At 69.7% G+C, this 15380-nt stretch carries 14 protein-coding genes and 1 pseudogene; 11 read left to right on the top strand and 4 right to left on the bottom strand.

Annotation, left to right across the window (positions count from 1 at the left end; all coding sequences use genetic code 11):
* The first annotated feature begins 52 nt into the window (after positions 1 to 52).
* From Pflav_RS30060 to Pflav_RS30035, 6 genes are all read left to right on the top strand, one after another.
* A complete protein-coding gene (locus tag Pflav_RS30060; protein WP_173040041.1) occupies positions 53 to 1882 on the top strand; it encodes a serine/threonine-protein kinase in 1830 nt (609 codons plus the stop codon).
* Positions 1883 to 1921: 39 nt separating this feature from the next.
* Positions 1922 to 2134, top strand: a complete 213-nt coding sequence (locus tag Pflav_RS30055; protein WP_173040039.1) for a hypothetical protein — start codon at positions 1922 to 1924, stop codon at positions 2132 to 2134.
* On the top strand, positions 2131 to 3045 hold the full coding sequence (locus Pflav_RS30050) for a tetratricopeptide repeat protein (RefSeq protein ID WP_173040037.1): 915 nt from the start codon (positions 2131 to 2133) through the stop codon (positions 3043 to 3045). The genes Pflav_RS30055 and Pflav_RS30050 overlap by 4 nt, the downstream gene beginning before the upstream one ends.
* A gap of 70 nt (positions 3046 to 3115) precedes the next feature.
* Complete coding sequence (locus Pflav_RS30045) at positions 3116 to 3766, top strand: peptidoglycan recognition protein family protein (protein WP_197938787.1); 651 nt, start codon at positions 3116 to 3118, stop codon at positions 3764 to 3766.
* A 117-nt stretch (positions 3767 to 3883) separates the two neighbouring features.
* Positions 3884 to 4660 (top strand): GH25 family lysozyme, encoded by a 777-nt coding sequence (locus Pflav_RS30040; RefSeq protein WP_173040032.1) that lies wholly within the window; start codon positions 3884 to 3886, stop codon positions 4658 to 4660.
* Positions 4661 to 4725: 65 nt separating this feature from the next.
* Complete coding sequence (locus tag Pflav_RS30035) at positions 4726 to 5460, top strand: M50 family metallopeptidase (RefSeq protein ID WP_173040030.1); 735 nt, start codon at positions 4726 to 4728, stop codon at positions 5458 to 5460.
* Here the strand turns inward: Pflav_RS30035 and Pflav_RS30030 are convergent.
* Positions 5455 to 7047 carry an acyl-CoA carboxylase subunit beta gene (locus Pflav_RS30030; protein ID WP_232072097.1) on the bottom strand — a complete coding sequence of 531 codons (1593 nt, stop codon included), beginning with the start codon at positions 7045 to 7047 and terminating at the stop codon, positions 5455 to 5457. The two genes, Pflav_RS30035 and Pflav_RS30030, sit on opposite strands and share 6 nt — an antisense overlap.
* A 154-nt stretch (positions 7048 to 7201) precedes the next feature.
* On the opposite strand from Pflav_RS30030, the gene Pflav_RS30025 reads away from it, so the two are divergent.
* Positions 7202 to 8059 (top strand): biotin--[acetyl-CoA-carboxylase] ligase, encoded by an 858-nt coding sequence (locus Pflav_RS30025; protein ID WP_173040028.1) that lies wholly within the window; start codon positions 7202 to 7204, stop codon positions 8057 to 8059.
* Positions 8060 to 8199: 140 nt separating this feature from the next.
* Positions 8200 to 8775 carry a PH domain-containing protein gene (locus Pflav_RS30020; protein ID WP_173040026.1) on the top strand — a complete coding sequence of 192 codons (576 nt, stop codon included), beginning with the start codon at positions 8200 to 8202 and terminating at the stop codon, positions 8773 to 8775.
* 79 nt (positions 8776 to 8854) lie between these two features.
* Here the strand turns inward: Pflav_RS30020 and Pflav_RS30015 are convergent, their stop codons facing one another.
* Together Pflav_RS30015 and Pflav_RS30010 are read right to left on the bottom strand one after the other, a co-directional pair.
* Positions 8855 to 9523 carry a GtrA family protein gene (locus Pflav_RS30015; protein ID WP_173040024.1) on the bottom strand — a complete coding sequence of 223 codons (669 nt, stop codon included), beginning with the start codon at positions 9521 to 9523 and terminating at the stop codon, positions 8855 to 8857.
* A gap of 71 nt (positions 9524 to 9594) precedes the next feature.
* Positions 9595 to 10182 (bottom strand): GtrA family protein, encoded by a 588-nt coding sequence (locus Pflav_RS30010; protein WP_173040022.1) that lies wholly within the window; start codon positions 10180 to 10182, stop codon positions 9595 to 9597.
* 440 nt (positions 10183 to 10622) lie between these two features.
* On the opposite strand from Pflav_RS30010, the gene Pflav_RS30005 reads away from it, so the two are divergent.
* From Pflav_RS30005 to Pflav_RS29995, 3 genes and pseudogenes are all read left to right on the top strand, one after another.
* Positions 10623 to 12476, top strand: coding sequence for a phosphoenolpyruvate carboxykinase (GTP) (locus Pflav_RS30005; protein ID WP_173040020.1), 1854 nt, complete (start codon positions 10623 to 10625; stop codon positions 12474 to 12476).
* 91 nt (positions 12477 to 12567) lie between these two features.
* Positions 12568 to 13676, top strand: a pseudogene (locus Pflav_RS30000) (geranylgeranyl reductase family protein).
* A 33-nt stretch (positions 13677 to 13709) separates the two neighbouring features.
* On the top strand, positions 13710 to 14477 hold the full coding sequence (locus tag Pflav_RS29995; RefSeq protein ID WP_173040018.1) for an isoprenyl transferase: 768 nt from the start codon (positions 13710 to 13712) through the stop codon (positions 14475 to 14477).
* 64 nt (positions 14478 to 14541) lie between these two features.
* On the opposite strand, the gene otsB is transcribed toward Pflav_RS29995, so the two are convergent.
* On the bottom strand, positions 14542 to 15369 hold the full coding sequence (gene otsB, locus Pflav_RS29990) for a trehalose-phosphatase (RefSeq protein ID WP_173040016.1): 828 nt from the start codon (positions 15367 to 15369) through the stop codon (positions 14542 to 14544).
* Positions 15370 to 15380 lie beyond the last annotated feature (11 nt).

Genomic DNA, 15380 nt, shown 5'->3' with positions numbered 1-15380 from the left:
AACCCTCACAACCGCCGGTGTACCTTCCATCCGCGCCGGGTAAGTTCTTCGGGTGTCTCCCACTCCCACCCAGCTTGTCGCTGACCGCTACCGGCTGCTCGAGCCGCTCGGTCAGGGCGGCATGGGTCGGGTTTGGAAGGCGAGCGACGAGGTGTTGCACCGCGAGGTCGCGATCAAAGAGTTGGTGCCGCCGCCCGGGTTGACGACCGAAGAGCGCCAAGAGATGCGCGAGCGGTCGTTGCGGGAGGCGCGCGCGATCGCCCGTCTCAACAACGCCAATGTGGTCCGCATCTTCGACGTCCTGAGCACCGACGGCGATCCCTGGATCGTGATGGAGTACGTGCCGTCGCGTTCACTCCAGGACGCACTCGCCAGCGACGGTCCGGTGTCCCCCACGCGAGCGGCTGAGATCGGCATCGGGATGTTGGGGGCGTTGCGCGCGGCCCATCGCTCGGGCGTCGTGCACCGCGATGTCAAGCCGGGCAACGTCTTGCTGGCCGACGACGGGCGGGTCGTGCTCACGGACTTCGGGCTGGCCACTGTGCCCGGTGACCCCAACGTCACGCGCACCGGGCTGGTGCTCGGCTCCCCGGCGTACATCGCGCCGGAGCGGGCGCGGGACGGCACGGCCGGGCCGGAGGCCGACCTGTGGTCCCTCGGCGCGACGCTCTACGCGGCGGTCGAAGGGCAATCGCCGTTCGCACGGCCGTCCGCGATCGGCACGCTGGCCGCGCTCGCGACCGAGCCGGTGCCGACGCCGCGCCGCGGTGGGGTGCTCAAGCCCGTGCTCAACGGCTTGCTGCGCAAGGATCCCGCGGCGCGGATCAGCGCGGAGGATGCCGAGCGCATGTTGCGGCGCGTGGCCGGCCGCCGGCCACGCAGCACGCTTTCTCTCCTGGATGGAGTACGCCGTCCGTCCGCCACCGAGCGCCGGGACCCGCTCCCGGACGTGAAGCCGACGACGGTCGTGGCAGCCGCCGAGCCACCGACAAGGGTGGTGCCGGCCGAGCCGGTGACGAAGGCGGAGACACCGGAGCGGGTACAAGGCGAAGAGCGGGCCGAGCTCGCCGTGCCGGCGCCCCGACAGCCGGCGGACATCGCCCCGCCGGTGGTGCCGGGCAAGCCGGACGAGGCCGTCGTGAGCCGGCCGGAGGCCGCGCCCGAGCGGGTGCCACCGTCAGCCCCGCGCCTGGGCAGGGTCGCCCTGATCTCGGGGGCCGCCCTTCTCCTCGTACTAGTGCTGGTTTTGGCCTTTGCTCTTAACGGCGGTGACGACGGCGGCGGTGAGGAGCCGTCGGGCGCCGGGTCGACGACGGCGCCGGCGCCCGCCGCGACGAGCGCCGCGCCTCCGCCGCCCACGACGGCGGCCGCCCAGCCGACCACGGCCGCGCCGCCGTCGCCGAGTGTCAGCGCCAGTGCCACCACGGGAAACACCACGCTGCCGGCGGGCTGGCGGATGTACACGGACCGCACCGGCTTCTCCGTCGCGGTGCCCGAGGGCTGGTCGATGAGCCGCGAGGGCACGATGGTGTTTTTCCGCGAGCGGAGCGGCGAGGGGCGCGTGCTCGGCATCGACCAGACCGACCAGCCCAAGCCCGACCCGGTGGCGGACTGGACGCAGCAGGAGCGGGCGCGGCGCGGCAACTACAGCGCCTACCAGCGGGTGAAGATCGCGGCGGTCGACTACTTCGACAAGGCGGCCGACTGGGAGTGGACGTACACGAGCCGTAACGGCAACCGCCTGCACGTCGTCAACCGCGGCTTCATCACGTCGCCGAAGCAGGCATACGGGATCTACTGGTCGACGCTCGATTCCAGCTGGGCGGCGAACCAGCAGAACCTCGCCCTGGTACTGGAGAGTTTCCGTCCGGCAGGCGATTGATGGGCATGACCCGGGCCGTGCGCGGGTACTGCTATCGCCGTGAGCTACCGACAGCATGTACTTAAGCCGAGTGTGGCGCTCTGGGCGATGACCGGAGTGTTGCTGCTCTACAGCGTGGGCATCGTGGTCGTCCTGCTCATCCTCTCCGCGGTCGTTATCGGCTTCAGCGGTTGGTGGGTTGTGCGGCAGCATCATCCGGTGGTGGTCGAGAAGCTTCGACCGCGCCGCCAACCCAACGCCGTCAATCGATGACGCAGTTGCAGCGCGGCTACTCCGCACAAGAGGAGGAGATCTCCCAGCTGATGGGGGAAGCGCTGGAGCTCTATCGAAGCGGCCACCTGGACCGGGCCCGGCGCACGGGCGAGCAGGCTCTCGCCCTGTGCCGGGACCTGGTCACGGCAGATCCGGACGATCCGCGGCACCGGCGGGTGCTGGCCGCACTGTTGTACAACCAGGCGGTGGTCCTCAACGGGATGGAGCGGCGGGCGGCCGCGCTTTCCGCGATCCAGGAGTCCACGCGGATCTACGAGGAGCTCGCCACACTCGACCCGCCCGCATACGAGCCGCTGTACGCGGACGCGCTGTCCCGGATGGGCACGACGTACGCCGGGCTGGGCCGCACCGCGGAAGCTGTCGACTGCCAGCGGCGCGCGGTCACCACGTACCTGTCGCTCCCGCCCGAGGTCGGCGTGGAGCGGGCCGTCGCGCGGGCGATGAGCCTGCTGGCGTCCTCTTTGGAGGGTGACGACCGGCCTGACGAGGCGCTGGCGGCGGCGGACGACGCGCTGCGCCGGTACGCCGATTTGGACGCTCGCGACGAGTTGCCCCTCGATGTGGCCGGCCTCTACGCGATGACCGCCCGCATGCTCGCCCGCCTCCAGGCGCGACGCGCCGACTACGAGGCGGCGGCGAGTGCGAGCGCGGTGGCCGTGGCGGTGTACCGGCTGCTGCTGGAACAGGTGTCGCCGGAGTGGGGCGAGCAGCTGGCGATCACAGTAGGGGAGCGGGCCGCGCACATGTCCGCGGCCGGCCGCGCCGAGGAGGGCCTGGAGCAGGCCCGCGACGTGCTGCGGCTGGTCCGCGCGCTCGACAAGCGGAAGCCGGATACCTATCTCGCCGCGGTTGACCGAGTCGCCGCCGTGGTTGCCGCTCTGGAAACTTAGGACTTGGCACTTTCCTCCACGTCGATGGATGGCTACGGTAACTTTCGCCATCCATCGAAGGAGGTCTCTCGTGCCAGAACGACGAACGTTGCTCACGGGCGCCGCCGGTCTCGCCGGCGGTGTCCTGCTCGGCGGCGCCTTCGCCGCCAGTCCGGCCGCGGCCGCGGTGAGCCCGCCGCGGGTCTACACCCGCGCGGAGTGGGGCGCCCGCCCGGCCACCGGCCCGATCCGCTACCTCGACCGCATGCCGGACCACATCGTGGTGCACCACACCGCCGGCGCCAACACCACGGACTACTCGCTGGCGGCGGGCTTCCGCCACTCCAAGTGGATCCAGGACCTGCACATGGACCAGAACGGCTGGATCGACTCCGGGCAGCAGCTCACGATCAGCCGCGGCGGCTACGTGATGGAGGGGCGGCAGCTCAGCCTCCGCGCCATCACCGAGGGTCAGCACGTCAGCGGCGCGCAGACCGCCAACCACAACGACCACACCATCGGCATCGAGAACGAGGGCATCTACGTGTCCGCGACGCCGCCGGCCGCGCTCTTCAACTCCTTGGTACGCACGTGCGCGTGGCTCTGTGACGTCTACTCGCTCGACCCGTTCGGGGCGATCGTCGGCCACCGCGACTACGTCGCCACCCAGTGCCCGGGGGACGTCTTCTATGCCCGGCTGCCCGAGTTGCGCCAGCGTGTGGCGGCTCAACTAGGTGTCTGACGTGCACGGACGGGTTCCGAAAAATTTGCACGGGATCTATTGCAATCTTGGGCAGTTTCCTTCAAAGATGTCTACAAATATCAGTACTTGTTGGTTCCTTGACCTGGGGAGGGCACTATGACCAACACCAGCACCTATGGCACGGCTAGACGCTCGCGCACGGGCCTCCGCCGGCTCGCCAGCGCCGCGCTCGCCATGGTGGCCGCGACCGCGACCGTGGTGGGTGTCTCCGCCACGCCGGCCATGGCCGCCACGACCCCCGGCATCGACGTCTCCAACCACCAGGGCGCGATCAACTGGACGAGCGTGCGCAACGCCGGCATCCAGTTCGCGTTCATCAAGGCCACCGAGGGTGTGTCGTACACCGACCCCCGCTTCGGCGCCAACTACGTCGGGGCGTACAACGCTGGCGTGATCCGCGGGGCGTACCACTTCGCTCTGCCGGACCGCAGCACCGGCGCCGTCCAGGCCAACTTCCTCGCCAGCAACGGTGGCGCCTGGTCCGCCGACAGCCGTACGCTCCCGGCCGCCCTGGACCTGGAGGCCAACCCCTACGGCGCGTACTGCTACGGCCTCAGCACGACCGCCATGCGTAACTGGGTGCAGAGCTTCCTCAACCAGTACCGCGCCCGGACCGGCCGGCACGCGGTCATCTACACCACCACCAGCTTCTGGAACACCTGCACCGGTAGCTGGAGCGGCCCGTGGAGCACCAGCCCGCTGTGGGTCGCCCGCTGGGCCAGCACCGTCGGCGCGCTTCCCCCGGGCGCACCGTTCTGGACCTTCTGGCAGTACACCAGCACCGGTGCCGTCGCCGGCATCTCCGGCAACGTGGACCGCAACCACTTCAATGGCACTCGTGACCGTCTGGTCGCGCTCGCTAACAACACGTAGTAGTTGATGGGGCGGCGCCACCGGCGCCGCCCCATTCATAAGCGGGTGAGCTAGGCTCGCCCGCTGTGATGTCGGTTGACGGTCTGACGGATGCCTGGGACTGGCTCTTCGGCGGCCAGCCCGATCCGCCGCTGCTGCTGGTGATCCTCACCGGCGTGGCGGCGCTCGCTGTCGTGCTCACCCGGATGGCGTGGCGGATCGCCCGCAACGCGATCACCATCGCGCACGAGGGAGGGCACGCACTGCTCGCCCTGGTGACCGGGCGCAAGCTGCGCGGCATCAGGCTGCACTCCGACACGTCCGGCCTCACGCTCTCGGCGGGGCGGCCGACCGGGCCGGGCATGGTCTTCACGCTGCTGGCCGGCTACGTAGCCCCGTCGCTGATCGGGCTCGGTGGCGCGTGGGTGCTCGCCGGCAACCGCATCCGGCTCCTGCTGTGGGTGACCGTGGTGCTGCTGCTCGCGATGCTCGTGATGATTCGCAACGTATTCGGCATCGTGTCCATTGTGGTCACCGGCGGCGTGGTTTTCGTCGTGTCCTGGTTCGCCTCGCCGGACGTGCAGTCGGTGTTCGCGTACGCGAGCGTGTGGTTCCTCCTCCTCGGCGGCGTGCGCCCGGTGGGCGAGCTCCAGACGCTGCGAGCGCGCGGCCACCTCCCCGACTCGGACGCCGACCAGCTTGCCGGCATCACGCACGTGCCCGGCATCGTGTGGGTGGGCTTCTTCGGCCTGGTCAACCTGGGCGCGCTGGCGCTCGGCGGCTACCTGCTCGTGAAGCCGTTCGTCGACGACCTGCTATAGCGGGATGTTGCCGTGCTTCTTCGGCGGCAGGGTCTCGCGCTTGGTGCGCAGTGTCCGTAGCGCGCGGACGATCTGTACGCGGGTCTGTGACGGCTGGATGACGGCGTCGACGTAGCCGCGCTCGGCCGCGATGTACGGATTGGCGAGCGTGTCCTCGTACGCCGTGATGAGCTCCGCCCGCAGTGCCGCCGGATCCTCCGCATTGGACAGTGCCGCGCGGTGCAGGATGTTCACCGCGCCCTGCGCGCCCATCACCGCGATCTGGGCCGTGGGCCAGGCGAAGTTGAGGTCGGCGCCGAGGTGCTTGGAGCCCATGACGTCGTAGGCGCCGCCGTACGCCTTGCGGGTGATGACGGTGACCTTTGGCACGGTGGCTTCCGCGTACGCGTAGATGAGCTTGGCGCCGCGCCGGATGATGCCTTCCCACTCCTGCCCGGTACCCGGCAGGAAACCGGGAACGTCCACAAAGGTCAGTACCGGGATGTTGAACGCGTCGCAGGTACGCACGAAGCGGGCCGCCTTCTCCGAGGCGGCGATGTCGAGGCAGCCGGCGAAGTGCATCGGCTGGTTGGCCACCACACCGACCGGGCGGCCCTCGACGCGGCCGAAGCCGACCACGATGTTCTGCGCGAACAGCGCGTGCACCTCGAGGAACTCGCCGTCGTCAAGCACGTGCTCGATGACCCGGTGGATGTCGTACGGCTGGTTGGCCGAGTCCGGGATCAGCGTGTCCAGAACAAGATCCGCTTCCTCGACCTCCAACGACGCCGAGGCCCCGAACGCCGGCGCGTCGTCCATGTTGTTGGAGGGCAGGTACGACAGCAGCGCCTTGACGTAGTCGATCGCGTCCTCCTCGTCCGTGCCGAGGTAGTGCGCGTTGCCGGATCGGGTGTTGTGGGTACGGGCCCCGCCCAGCTCCTCGAAGCCCACGTCCTCGCCGGTGACCGTCTTGATGACGTCCGGCCCGGTGATGAACATGTGCGAGGTCTGGTCGACCATCACGGTGAAGTCGGTGACCGCGGGGGAGTAGACCGCGCCGCCCGCGCAGGGACCCATCACCAGCGAGATCTGCGGGATCACGCCGCTTGCCCGTACGTTGCGGAAGAAGATCTCGCCGTACAGGCCGAGGCTGACCACGCCCTCCTGGATCCGTGCGCCACCGGAGTCGTTGATCCCGATCACCGGGCACCCGGTCTTCATCGCCAGGTCCATCACCTTGACGATCTTCTCGCCGAAGACCTCGCCCAGCGAGCCGCCGAAGACCGTGAAGTCCTGCGCGAACACGCACACCGGCCGGCCGTCGACCGTGCCGTAGCCGGTCACCACGCCATCGCCGTACGGCCGGGTCTTGTCCAGCCCGAACGCCGTCGAGCGATGCCGGGCAAGCTCGTCCAGCTCCACGAACGAACCCTCGTCCAGCAGCATCGCGATCCGCTCGCGAGCGGTCTTCTTACCCCGGGCGTGCTGCTTCTCCACGCCACGCGCGGAACCGGCGTGCACCGCCTCGTCGACCCGGCGCTCCAGGTCAGCGAGCTTGCCCGCGGTGGTATGGACATCGATCTGAGTGGCGGTCTCCTGAGGGGTCACTACTGGATCGTAACTTCAGGTGAATCGGCAGATTGCCAGGGTAGTTTCGCGGCAATTGCCCTGTTCATTGTAATTGGCGTGCTGAGCGGGACACCATCTACGTGTCCCGTACCTGCGACCCCGGCAGGGCGGAGGATGGGCCTAGGCTCGGTGGGTGAGCTCGCCGTACAGCGACCTGGACCGGCCCCCGCTCAACGCCCGTCGGCTGACGGCCGCGCTGGTCACCGAGTCTGGGCCATGGACCCGCCTGGACCTGCGCACCGAGACCGGTTCCACGAACGCCGACGCGGCGAGCGCCGCCCGCGCGGGCGAGCCGGAGGGCCTTGTCGTCGTCGCGGAAACGCAGACCGCCGGGCGCGGCCGCCACGACCGCGCGTGGGTTTCGCCGCCGCGCGCGGGCATCACCGCCAGCGTGCTGCTCCGCCCCGGCCTTGCCGTGCCCGAGCGGGAGTGGCCGGCCGCGCCGCCCGCGGTGTACGGGTGGCTGCCGCTGCTGGCCGGTGTCGCGCTGGTCGAGACAGCGACCCGGATCGCCGAGGTGCCCGCCGTGCTCAAGTGGCCCAACGACCTCATGGTCGGCGACCTCAAGTGCGCCGGCATCCTCGCCGAGGGCGTGCCCAACGGCGGCCCGCCGGCGGTCGTGGTGGGCATCGGCCTCAACGTGACGCTTCGCGCCGCCGAGCTGCCCCCTGACCGGCCGGCCACCTCGCTCCAGCTCGCCGGCGCCACGATGACCGACCGCGACCCGCTGCTGCGGGCGCTGCTGCGCGGGCTCGCCGGCTGGTACGCCAGGTGGCGGTTCGCCGGTGGTGACGCGGAGGCGTCCGGCCTGGCCGAGGCGTACCGGCACAACTGCGGCACGATCGGCCGGAGCGTGCGGGTGCTGCTGCCCACCGGCGAGGAGCTGGCCGGCGAGGCCATCGCCGTGGACGCGGCAGGGCAGCTCGTCGTCCGCACGGACGAAGGTCAGAGCCGCTCCGTGGCGGCGGGAGACGTCGTCCACGTGCGGTAAACCGCACCGACGAAACGGTCAGGAGGCCGCTGCGGGCGTGTTTCGGACATCGGACACCGTGATGTGCGCACTCCACGTTCCCGAGGGGTGCCCGCACCCGATACCGTCAGCCCGTCACGAATGTGAATGAGGAGGTAGGCGTGGCCTTTCCGGAAGACGTGCTCACCAAGGACGAGCACGTCGTGCTGCACATGCACCCGCATTGGAAGGAGGCGATCCGGCCGGTACTGGTGCTGGTGTTGGCACTCGTCGGCCTGGTTGCCGCCTGGATCTTTCTCCCCGACGGCAGCGGCGGCACCATCACGCTCTACGTCGTCGCCGCGGTGGCGCTCGTCCTCGTGCTGTGGCTGACCCTCTGGCCGATCCTGGTCTGGCGGACGACGCACCACGTGTTCACGAACGAGCGTGTGATCCTGCAACACGGGGTGTTCTCCCGCGACCGGCGGGACATCCCGCTCGGCCGGGTCAACGACCACTCGATGAGCCAGACGTTCATCGAGCGACTGCTCGGCTGCGGCACGCTCACCATCGAGTCCGCCGGTGAGCGTGGCCAGTCGGTGCTCCGCGACATGCCTGCTGTGGAGAAGGTCCAGACCACGCTCTACGAGCTGATCGAGACCAACCACGACAAGCACTCGCTCGGCGACGAGGAGATGCGCCAGATCATGCGGGAGTCCAACCGTGAGGCGCGCGAGGCCCAGCAGCAGCAGCCGTAGGCGGTCGGAAGAAAAGAAGGAGGGCGCCCCTCGGGGCGCCCTCAGTGTGTCTGGGCTGTATGTACTTAGAGATCTCCGGTCAGTGCGTGGTCGAGCGCCGGGCCGTGTCGAGCTCGACCGCGAGCTCGGCGTCGAGCGCCACGTCGTCGATCGGCGATGCCAGCTCGGCCTCCAGGGGCTCGGTCAGCTCCTGGAACTCCGTCACCTGGCCATTGCGAGGCTGTGCCGGCACGGTCGTCGCCAGCGCCGGCTCCTCCAGCGCGTCGACGATCTCGGCGACGGGGTCGAGGTGGTGCTGGTGCTCGGCGCCCACCGGCTGCGGCTTGAAGACGAACGTGCGGTACGACCAGAACCGGAAGGTCATGCCGAGCACGAGGCCAACGGTTTTGACCAGGTTCAATGCCAGTAGGCCGTGGATGTCGAGACCGTACTTGGCGACAGCCAGCACGCCCAGCTCGATGAACAGGCCGGCCGCGTTGAAGAGGAAGAAGAGCGAGTACTCGCGACGCATCGCGGACTTCGATCGGTCCCGGAAGGTCCAGTGCCGGTTCATGAAGTAGGACGACGTGGTCGCCACAATCGTCGCGATGACGGTCGCCTTCAGCTGCCCGTCCGCGAGAACGGTCAGCACCAGAGCGTTGAACAGCGCGTAGTTGACGACGGTGTTGACGCCGCCGACCGCGCCGAACTTCAGCGCCTCCTTGAGGAACTTCTGCCAACGCTCGGGTAGCAGGCGGACAAGACGCATTCGGCCACCTTACGGCAGTCTGGCGGCCGCGTCTCCGCGACCGGCTGGAGGTTTGCTGAAGATCACTCCCGCTACTTGCTCTCCGTGACCGCGGCCGGCACGGGCTGTGTATCGGGATGGAGGAATACCCACCGCCGGTACGACCAAAAACGGAATGTCGTGCCCAGGGCGGTCCCAACGATGTTTGCCGAAATGTTATCTGCGATCGGGTTCTTGAATGCCGGCCACATGCTGCCGAGACCGTAGTGGGAAATGGCCAGAGTGAGCAGGCTGAAGCCCAGGCCTATCGCGTTGAGCACGAAGTAGAGCACGTACTCCCGGGCGAGGTTGGACCGCGCGCGGTTGCGCCAGGTCCAGAACCGGTTGCCGATGAAGGCGACGGTCGCCGCGACGGCCGTGGAGAAGATCTTGGCGGTCAGGGACTCCACGTTGAACACGGTCAACGCGATGTTGAACAACACCAGGTCGACGCCGAACGCGATGATCCCGACCGTGCCGAATTTGCCCAGCTCGTGGACGAGATGCCCGAAACGCACCCAGAGCCGGCGCAGGAACCCCGGTCTGGGAGAGGAAGACGCCGAGGGCTCACCTGTGACGGTTGCGGACACGGAGTCGAGGGTACCGGCTTTGGTCACCCCGCACTGGACGCCTCCGTGCATATATCTGACGCAGCCGCTCCCGCGCCCGGTACGCCAGGGCGGCTACCCCATTAGGGGTGAGGCCCAGCCGAGGCGCGACCTGGGCGGGCGGCTCACCCTCGACCTCGGCGTGCCACAGCACCGCGCTGCCTCCACAGGGGATAAATTTGGTGGTAACAGATCTAGTCTGAACTTTAGGGCAATTCGGTCGTACCTGGAGGAGGCGAAGGTGCGGCAGGAAGCTTTGCGTGAAACTGCGCGCGGGAGCACGAAAAGCGTCGCGTAAACGCATAAACGCCATACTTTGTGCAGAGTTTCACAACCGTCCGCGCTGCTCGGACTCGCTGGGCGCCTTACGCTGAGCTGAAATCCCGATGACTTACGCGGCGCGCTGGACCCCCTCTGGCACGTCCGCTCCGCGCATCCCGATTTCCGGTCAACGGCGACCAAAGGAGACAGTTATGACGGCCCCACCGGCGACTGTTCGAGGGCTCGACAGCGCGCCCACCAACCACCAGAAGCTGCTCTCCTGGGTCGGCGAGGTCGCCGACCTCACGACGCCGGACGAGATCGTGTGGTGCGACGGCTCGCCCGAGGAGTGGCGCCGCCTCACCGACGAGCTTGTCGAGGCGGGCACGCTGGTCCGGCTCGCCGGGGACCGCAAACCGAACTCGTTCTGGGCGCGTACCGACCCGACCGACGTCGCTCGGGTCGAGGAGAGCACCTTCATCTGCTCGGTCGACGAGGCCGACGCCGGGCCCACCAACAACTGGATGGCGCCGGCCGAGATGAAGCGCACGATGACCGAGCTGTACCGGGGGTGCATGCGCGGCCGCACGATGTATGTGATTCCGTTCTGCATGGGCCCCCTCGACGCACCCGAGCCGATGTTCGGTGTCGAGCTGACCGACAGCCCGTACGTGGTGGCCTCGATGCGCATCATGACCCGCATGGGCACCGAGGTCCTCGACGCGATGGGCGACGAGGCCTGGTTCGTGCCGGCGCTGCACTCGGTGGGTGCGCCGCTGCTCGACGGCGAGCCGGACGTGGCCTGGCCGTGCAACGAGACGAAGTACATCTCGCACTTCCCGGAGACCCGGGAGATCTGGTCATACGGCTCGGGCTACGGCGGCAACTCGCTGCTCGGCAAGAAGTGCTACTCCCTGCGGATCGCGAGCGTCATGGCGCGCGACGGGGGATGGCTCGCCGAGCACATGCTGATCCTCAAGCTCACCTCGCCCGAGGGCACCGTGCGGTACGTGGCCGGCGCCTTCCCGTCCGCCTGCGGCAAGACCAACCTGGCCATGCTCCAGCCCACGATCCCCGGCTGGAAGGTCGAGACGGTCGGCGACGACATCGCCTGGATGCGGTTCGGCGAGGACGGCCGGCTCTACGCCACCAACCCGGAGTACGGCCTCTTCGGCGTCGCGCCCGGCACCGACTGGACCACGAACCCGAACGCGATGCGCACGCTCGACCTGGGCAACTCGGTCTTCACCAACGTCGCGCTCACGGACGACGGCGACATCTGGTGGGAGGGCATGGGCGAGCCGCCCGCCCACCTGACCGACTGGCGCGGCGGCGACTGGACCCCCGACTCCGCCGAGCCGTCGTCGCACCCCAACTCGCGCTTCTGTACGCCGATCACGCAGTGCCCGACCCTGGCACCCGAGTACCACGACCCGCGCGGCGTGCCGATCGACGCGATCCTCTTCGGCGGGCGGCGCAAGACCACGATCCCGCTGGTCACCGAGGCCCGCGACTGGGTGCACGGCGTCTACTTCGGCGCCACGCTCTCGTCCGAGACTACGGCCGCCGCGACGGGCAAGGTGGGTGTCGTGCGTCGCGACCCGATGGCCATGCTGCCCTTCATCGGGTACAACGCCGGCGACTACTTCCGGCACTGGATCGAGATGGGTAAGGGCTCTGGAGCCGGAGCCGGTGACCCCGCAAAACTTCCGAAGATCTTCTACGTCAACTGGTTCCGCCGTGGTGACGACGGCCGCTTCCTCTGGCCCGGGTTCGGGGAGAACTCGCGCGTGCTGAAGTGGATCGTCGAACGGCTGGAGGGGCGCGGCGGCGCGGTCGAGACGCCGATCGGCCTCGTACCCGCCGCGGACGCGCTGGACCTGAACGGGCTCGACGTGTCCCGGGAGGACATCGAGGCCGTGCTGCACGTCGACCCGGCCGAGTGGAAGGCGGAGATCCCGCAGGTCACCGAGTGGTTCGAGAAGTTCGGCGACAAACTGCCCGGCGTCCTCTGGGCCGAACTCGACGCCCTCAAGGCCCGGCTGGAGGCAGCGCCCTCGACTTGAGGGACGCCCTGAAGGCAGGGAAGCTGGGCGAGGACGGCGCGCCGCTCGTCGCGGCCGCCGGACTCACTCACTACGCGATCGGACGGGCGTGATGACGGCGTACGACGTGGTGATCGTTGGAGCGGGACCGGCTGGGGCGAGCGCCGCCCTCGCCGCCCGCCGGGCCGGGGCGAGCGTGCTGCTGCTCGACCGGTCGGACTTTCCGCGCGACAAGCCGTGCGGCGACGGGATCGCCCCGCACGCGGTCGAGGTGCTGGTCGGGCTGGGGTGGCGGACGCGGTCGACGGCTACCGGCCGGTGCCGGCACTGCGCCTGATCGGGCCGGGCGGCGAGGAGGTGGCCCGGTCGCTGCCCCGCCCGGCGTACACGATCCCCCGGAAGGTCTTCGACGCCCGGCTTGTCGCGGCCGCGGTCGGCGCCGGTGCCGAGCTGCGGCGGCACACCGTGCGCCGGCTGGAGGAGCGTGGCGACCGGGTGGTGGTCGACGGGGAGTTCACCGCGGGCGCCCTGATCGGGGCCGACGGTGCCGGGTCGGTCGTGCGGCGGGCGTTGGGGTTCGCGGCCAACCCCGACGGGCACATCGCGATCGCCATGCGGGGGTACGCGCCCGCCCGCCCCGAGGTCGAGCAGCTGATCGTGACCTCGGGCGCGGGGTGGCCGGCGTACGCGTGGTCGTTCCCGATCGGGGACGGGCAGGCCAACATCGGGTACGGCGAGGTGCTGCGCGGCCGGCCGCTGACCCGCGCCCACCTGCTCGACCGGATGGCCGCGCTGCTGCCCGGCCTCGACCCGGCCACGGTGACCGGGCTGCGCGCGCACCACCTGCCACTCTCCACGAAGCGGCCGCCGGCCGGGCGGGGACGGATGGTGCTCGCCGGCGACGCGCTCTCGCTGATCAACCCGTTCACCGGCGAGGGGATCTTCTACGCGGTGCTCTCCGGCGCCCTGGCCGGCGAGGCCGCGGCGGCGGGAGGCTCCGTCGCTGGGCGGTACACCGCGGCACTGCGCCGCCGGCTGGGGCGTCATCTACGTCACAGCCGGGTAGCCGCGCGGCTGGGCGGGAACCGACGAATGGTCGAGGCCGCGATCCGAGCGGCCGCCCGGGACCCCCGGGTCTTCAGCACACTTGCCGAGTTGGGGCTCGGCGAAGGGCTTCTGGACGCACGAACATTGGTACGGATCGGGCTCGGCACCCGGTAGTGGATCGGTCCGGTAAGCCCTACCCTGCATAAGGTGAATCTGCGGAGCCTTGTCTACTCGGTGTACGAGCGGCGGCTGACCAGGAAGCTGGCCGGCAAGCCGGCGCCCAGTCACGTCGGTGTGATGTGTGACGGCAACCGGCGCTGGGCCAAGGAGATGGGGTTCGTCGACCCCAACGACGGCCACCGCATGGGTGCAGTGAAGATCAAGCATCTGCTCGACTGGTGCGACCAGGCGAGCATCGCCCACGTCACGCTCTACCTCTTGGCCACGGACAACCTGCGCCGGCCGGCCAGTGAGCTGGAGCCGCTCCTGCGGATCATCGAAGACCTTGTCACCGAGCTCGCCGAAGACGGCAACCCCTGGCAGCTGCGGGTGGTGGGCGCGCTCGACGTACTGCCCGCGGAGACCGCCGCGGCGCTCAAGGCGGCCCAGGAGCGCACCGTCGGCCGCGCCGGGGTCCAGGTCAACCTCGCGGTCGGCTACGGTGGCCGGCGCGAGATCGCCGACGCGGTGCGGTCGCTGCTGAGCGAGCACGCCCAGGCCGGCGGCACGATCGAGGAGCTGGTCGAGGTCCTCGACGTGGAGCACATCGCCGAGCACCTGTACACGCGTGGCCAGCCCGACCCCGACCTGATCATCCGGACCAGCGGGGAGCAGCGGCTCTCCGGCTTCCTGCTGTGGCAGTCGGCCCAGTCGGAGTTCTACTTCTGCGACATGAACTGGCCGGACTTCCGCCACATCGACTTCCTCCGCGCCCTGCGCGCGTACGGCCAGCGCCAGCGCCGCTACGGCGCCTGACCCTCAGCTTCAGCCAGTAGGCGCGCCTGACTGTCCACTCAGTCGGCGCGCCCCGGGCCGTAGGTCAGGCGCGCAGCGTCTGGAGGGCCTCGGCGAGGAACTTGCCCAACGCCTGGGGCGAGTCGATGGTGAGGTCGGCCGCCCGGGCCACCTCCTGGCCGGTCTCGGGGTTGGCCACCGCCACGCAGATGCCGAAGAAGCTGTCGTCGGCCGCCTCCAGCTCGCGCAGCGCGTTGAACGCCTTGATGTCCGACACGTCGTCCCCGAAGTACCAGGCGCAGCCGGCCGAGGACGCCACGTCCCGGATGACCATGCCCTTGTCGCGGTCGCCCGGTGGCTTGATCTCGATCACCATGCGACCGGTCTGCACGCGCATCCCCAGCCGCTCGGCCTCCGCCCGGCCCCACGCCTCGACCTGCTCGGCCAGGTGCGGGCTGGTGCGCCAGTGCAGGGCGACCGACAGCCGCTTGTACTCGACGAGCGCGCCCTGGGGCAGCTCGGCCCGGGCCCGCTCGGCGAGCTCGGCCATCGCGGGCACCCACGGCAAAGCGTCCGGCTCGGTGACCGTCTCGCCCGATCCGTGGCTGTGCTCCAGGCCATACAGCCCGTACAGGTCGATATCAGCCAGGTGACCGAAGCGCTCGCGCAGGAAGTCGACCGGGCGCGCGGAGACCACCGCGACCCGCTGGACTACCTCAGCCAGGCCGCCGATGGCGGCCATGACCTCGGGCACCGGCTGGACGGCACTGGGGTCGTCGGCAACCGGTGCCACCACCCCGTCAAAGTCGAAGAAGAGCACGCATTCCGCGGCCCGAGACGCGGTGATCTGCCACGCCTGGTCCGCGGTCAGGGGACGGGACGGGCGCTGGTTGCCCGCATCGTTCGACCGCACGCGCGTCAGCG

The sequence above is a fragment of the Phytohabitans flavus genome (assembly GCF_011764545.1).
GTDB lineage: Bacteria > Actinomycetota > Actinomycetes > Mycobacteriales > Micromonosporaceae > Phytohabitans > Phytohabitans flavus.
Note: the sequence above shows the minus strand (reverse complement) of the source record. Positions and strands in the feature narration are given on the sequence as shown.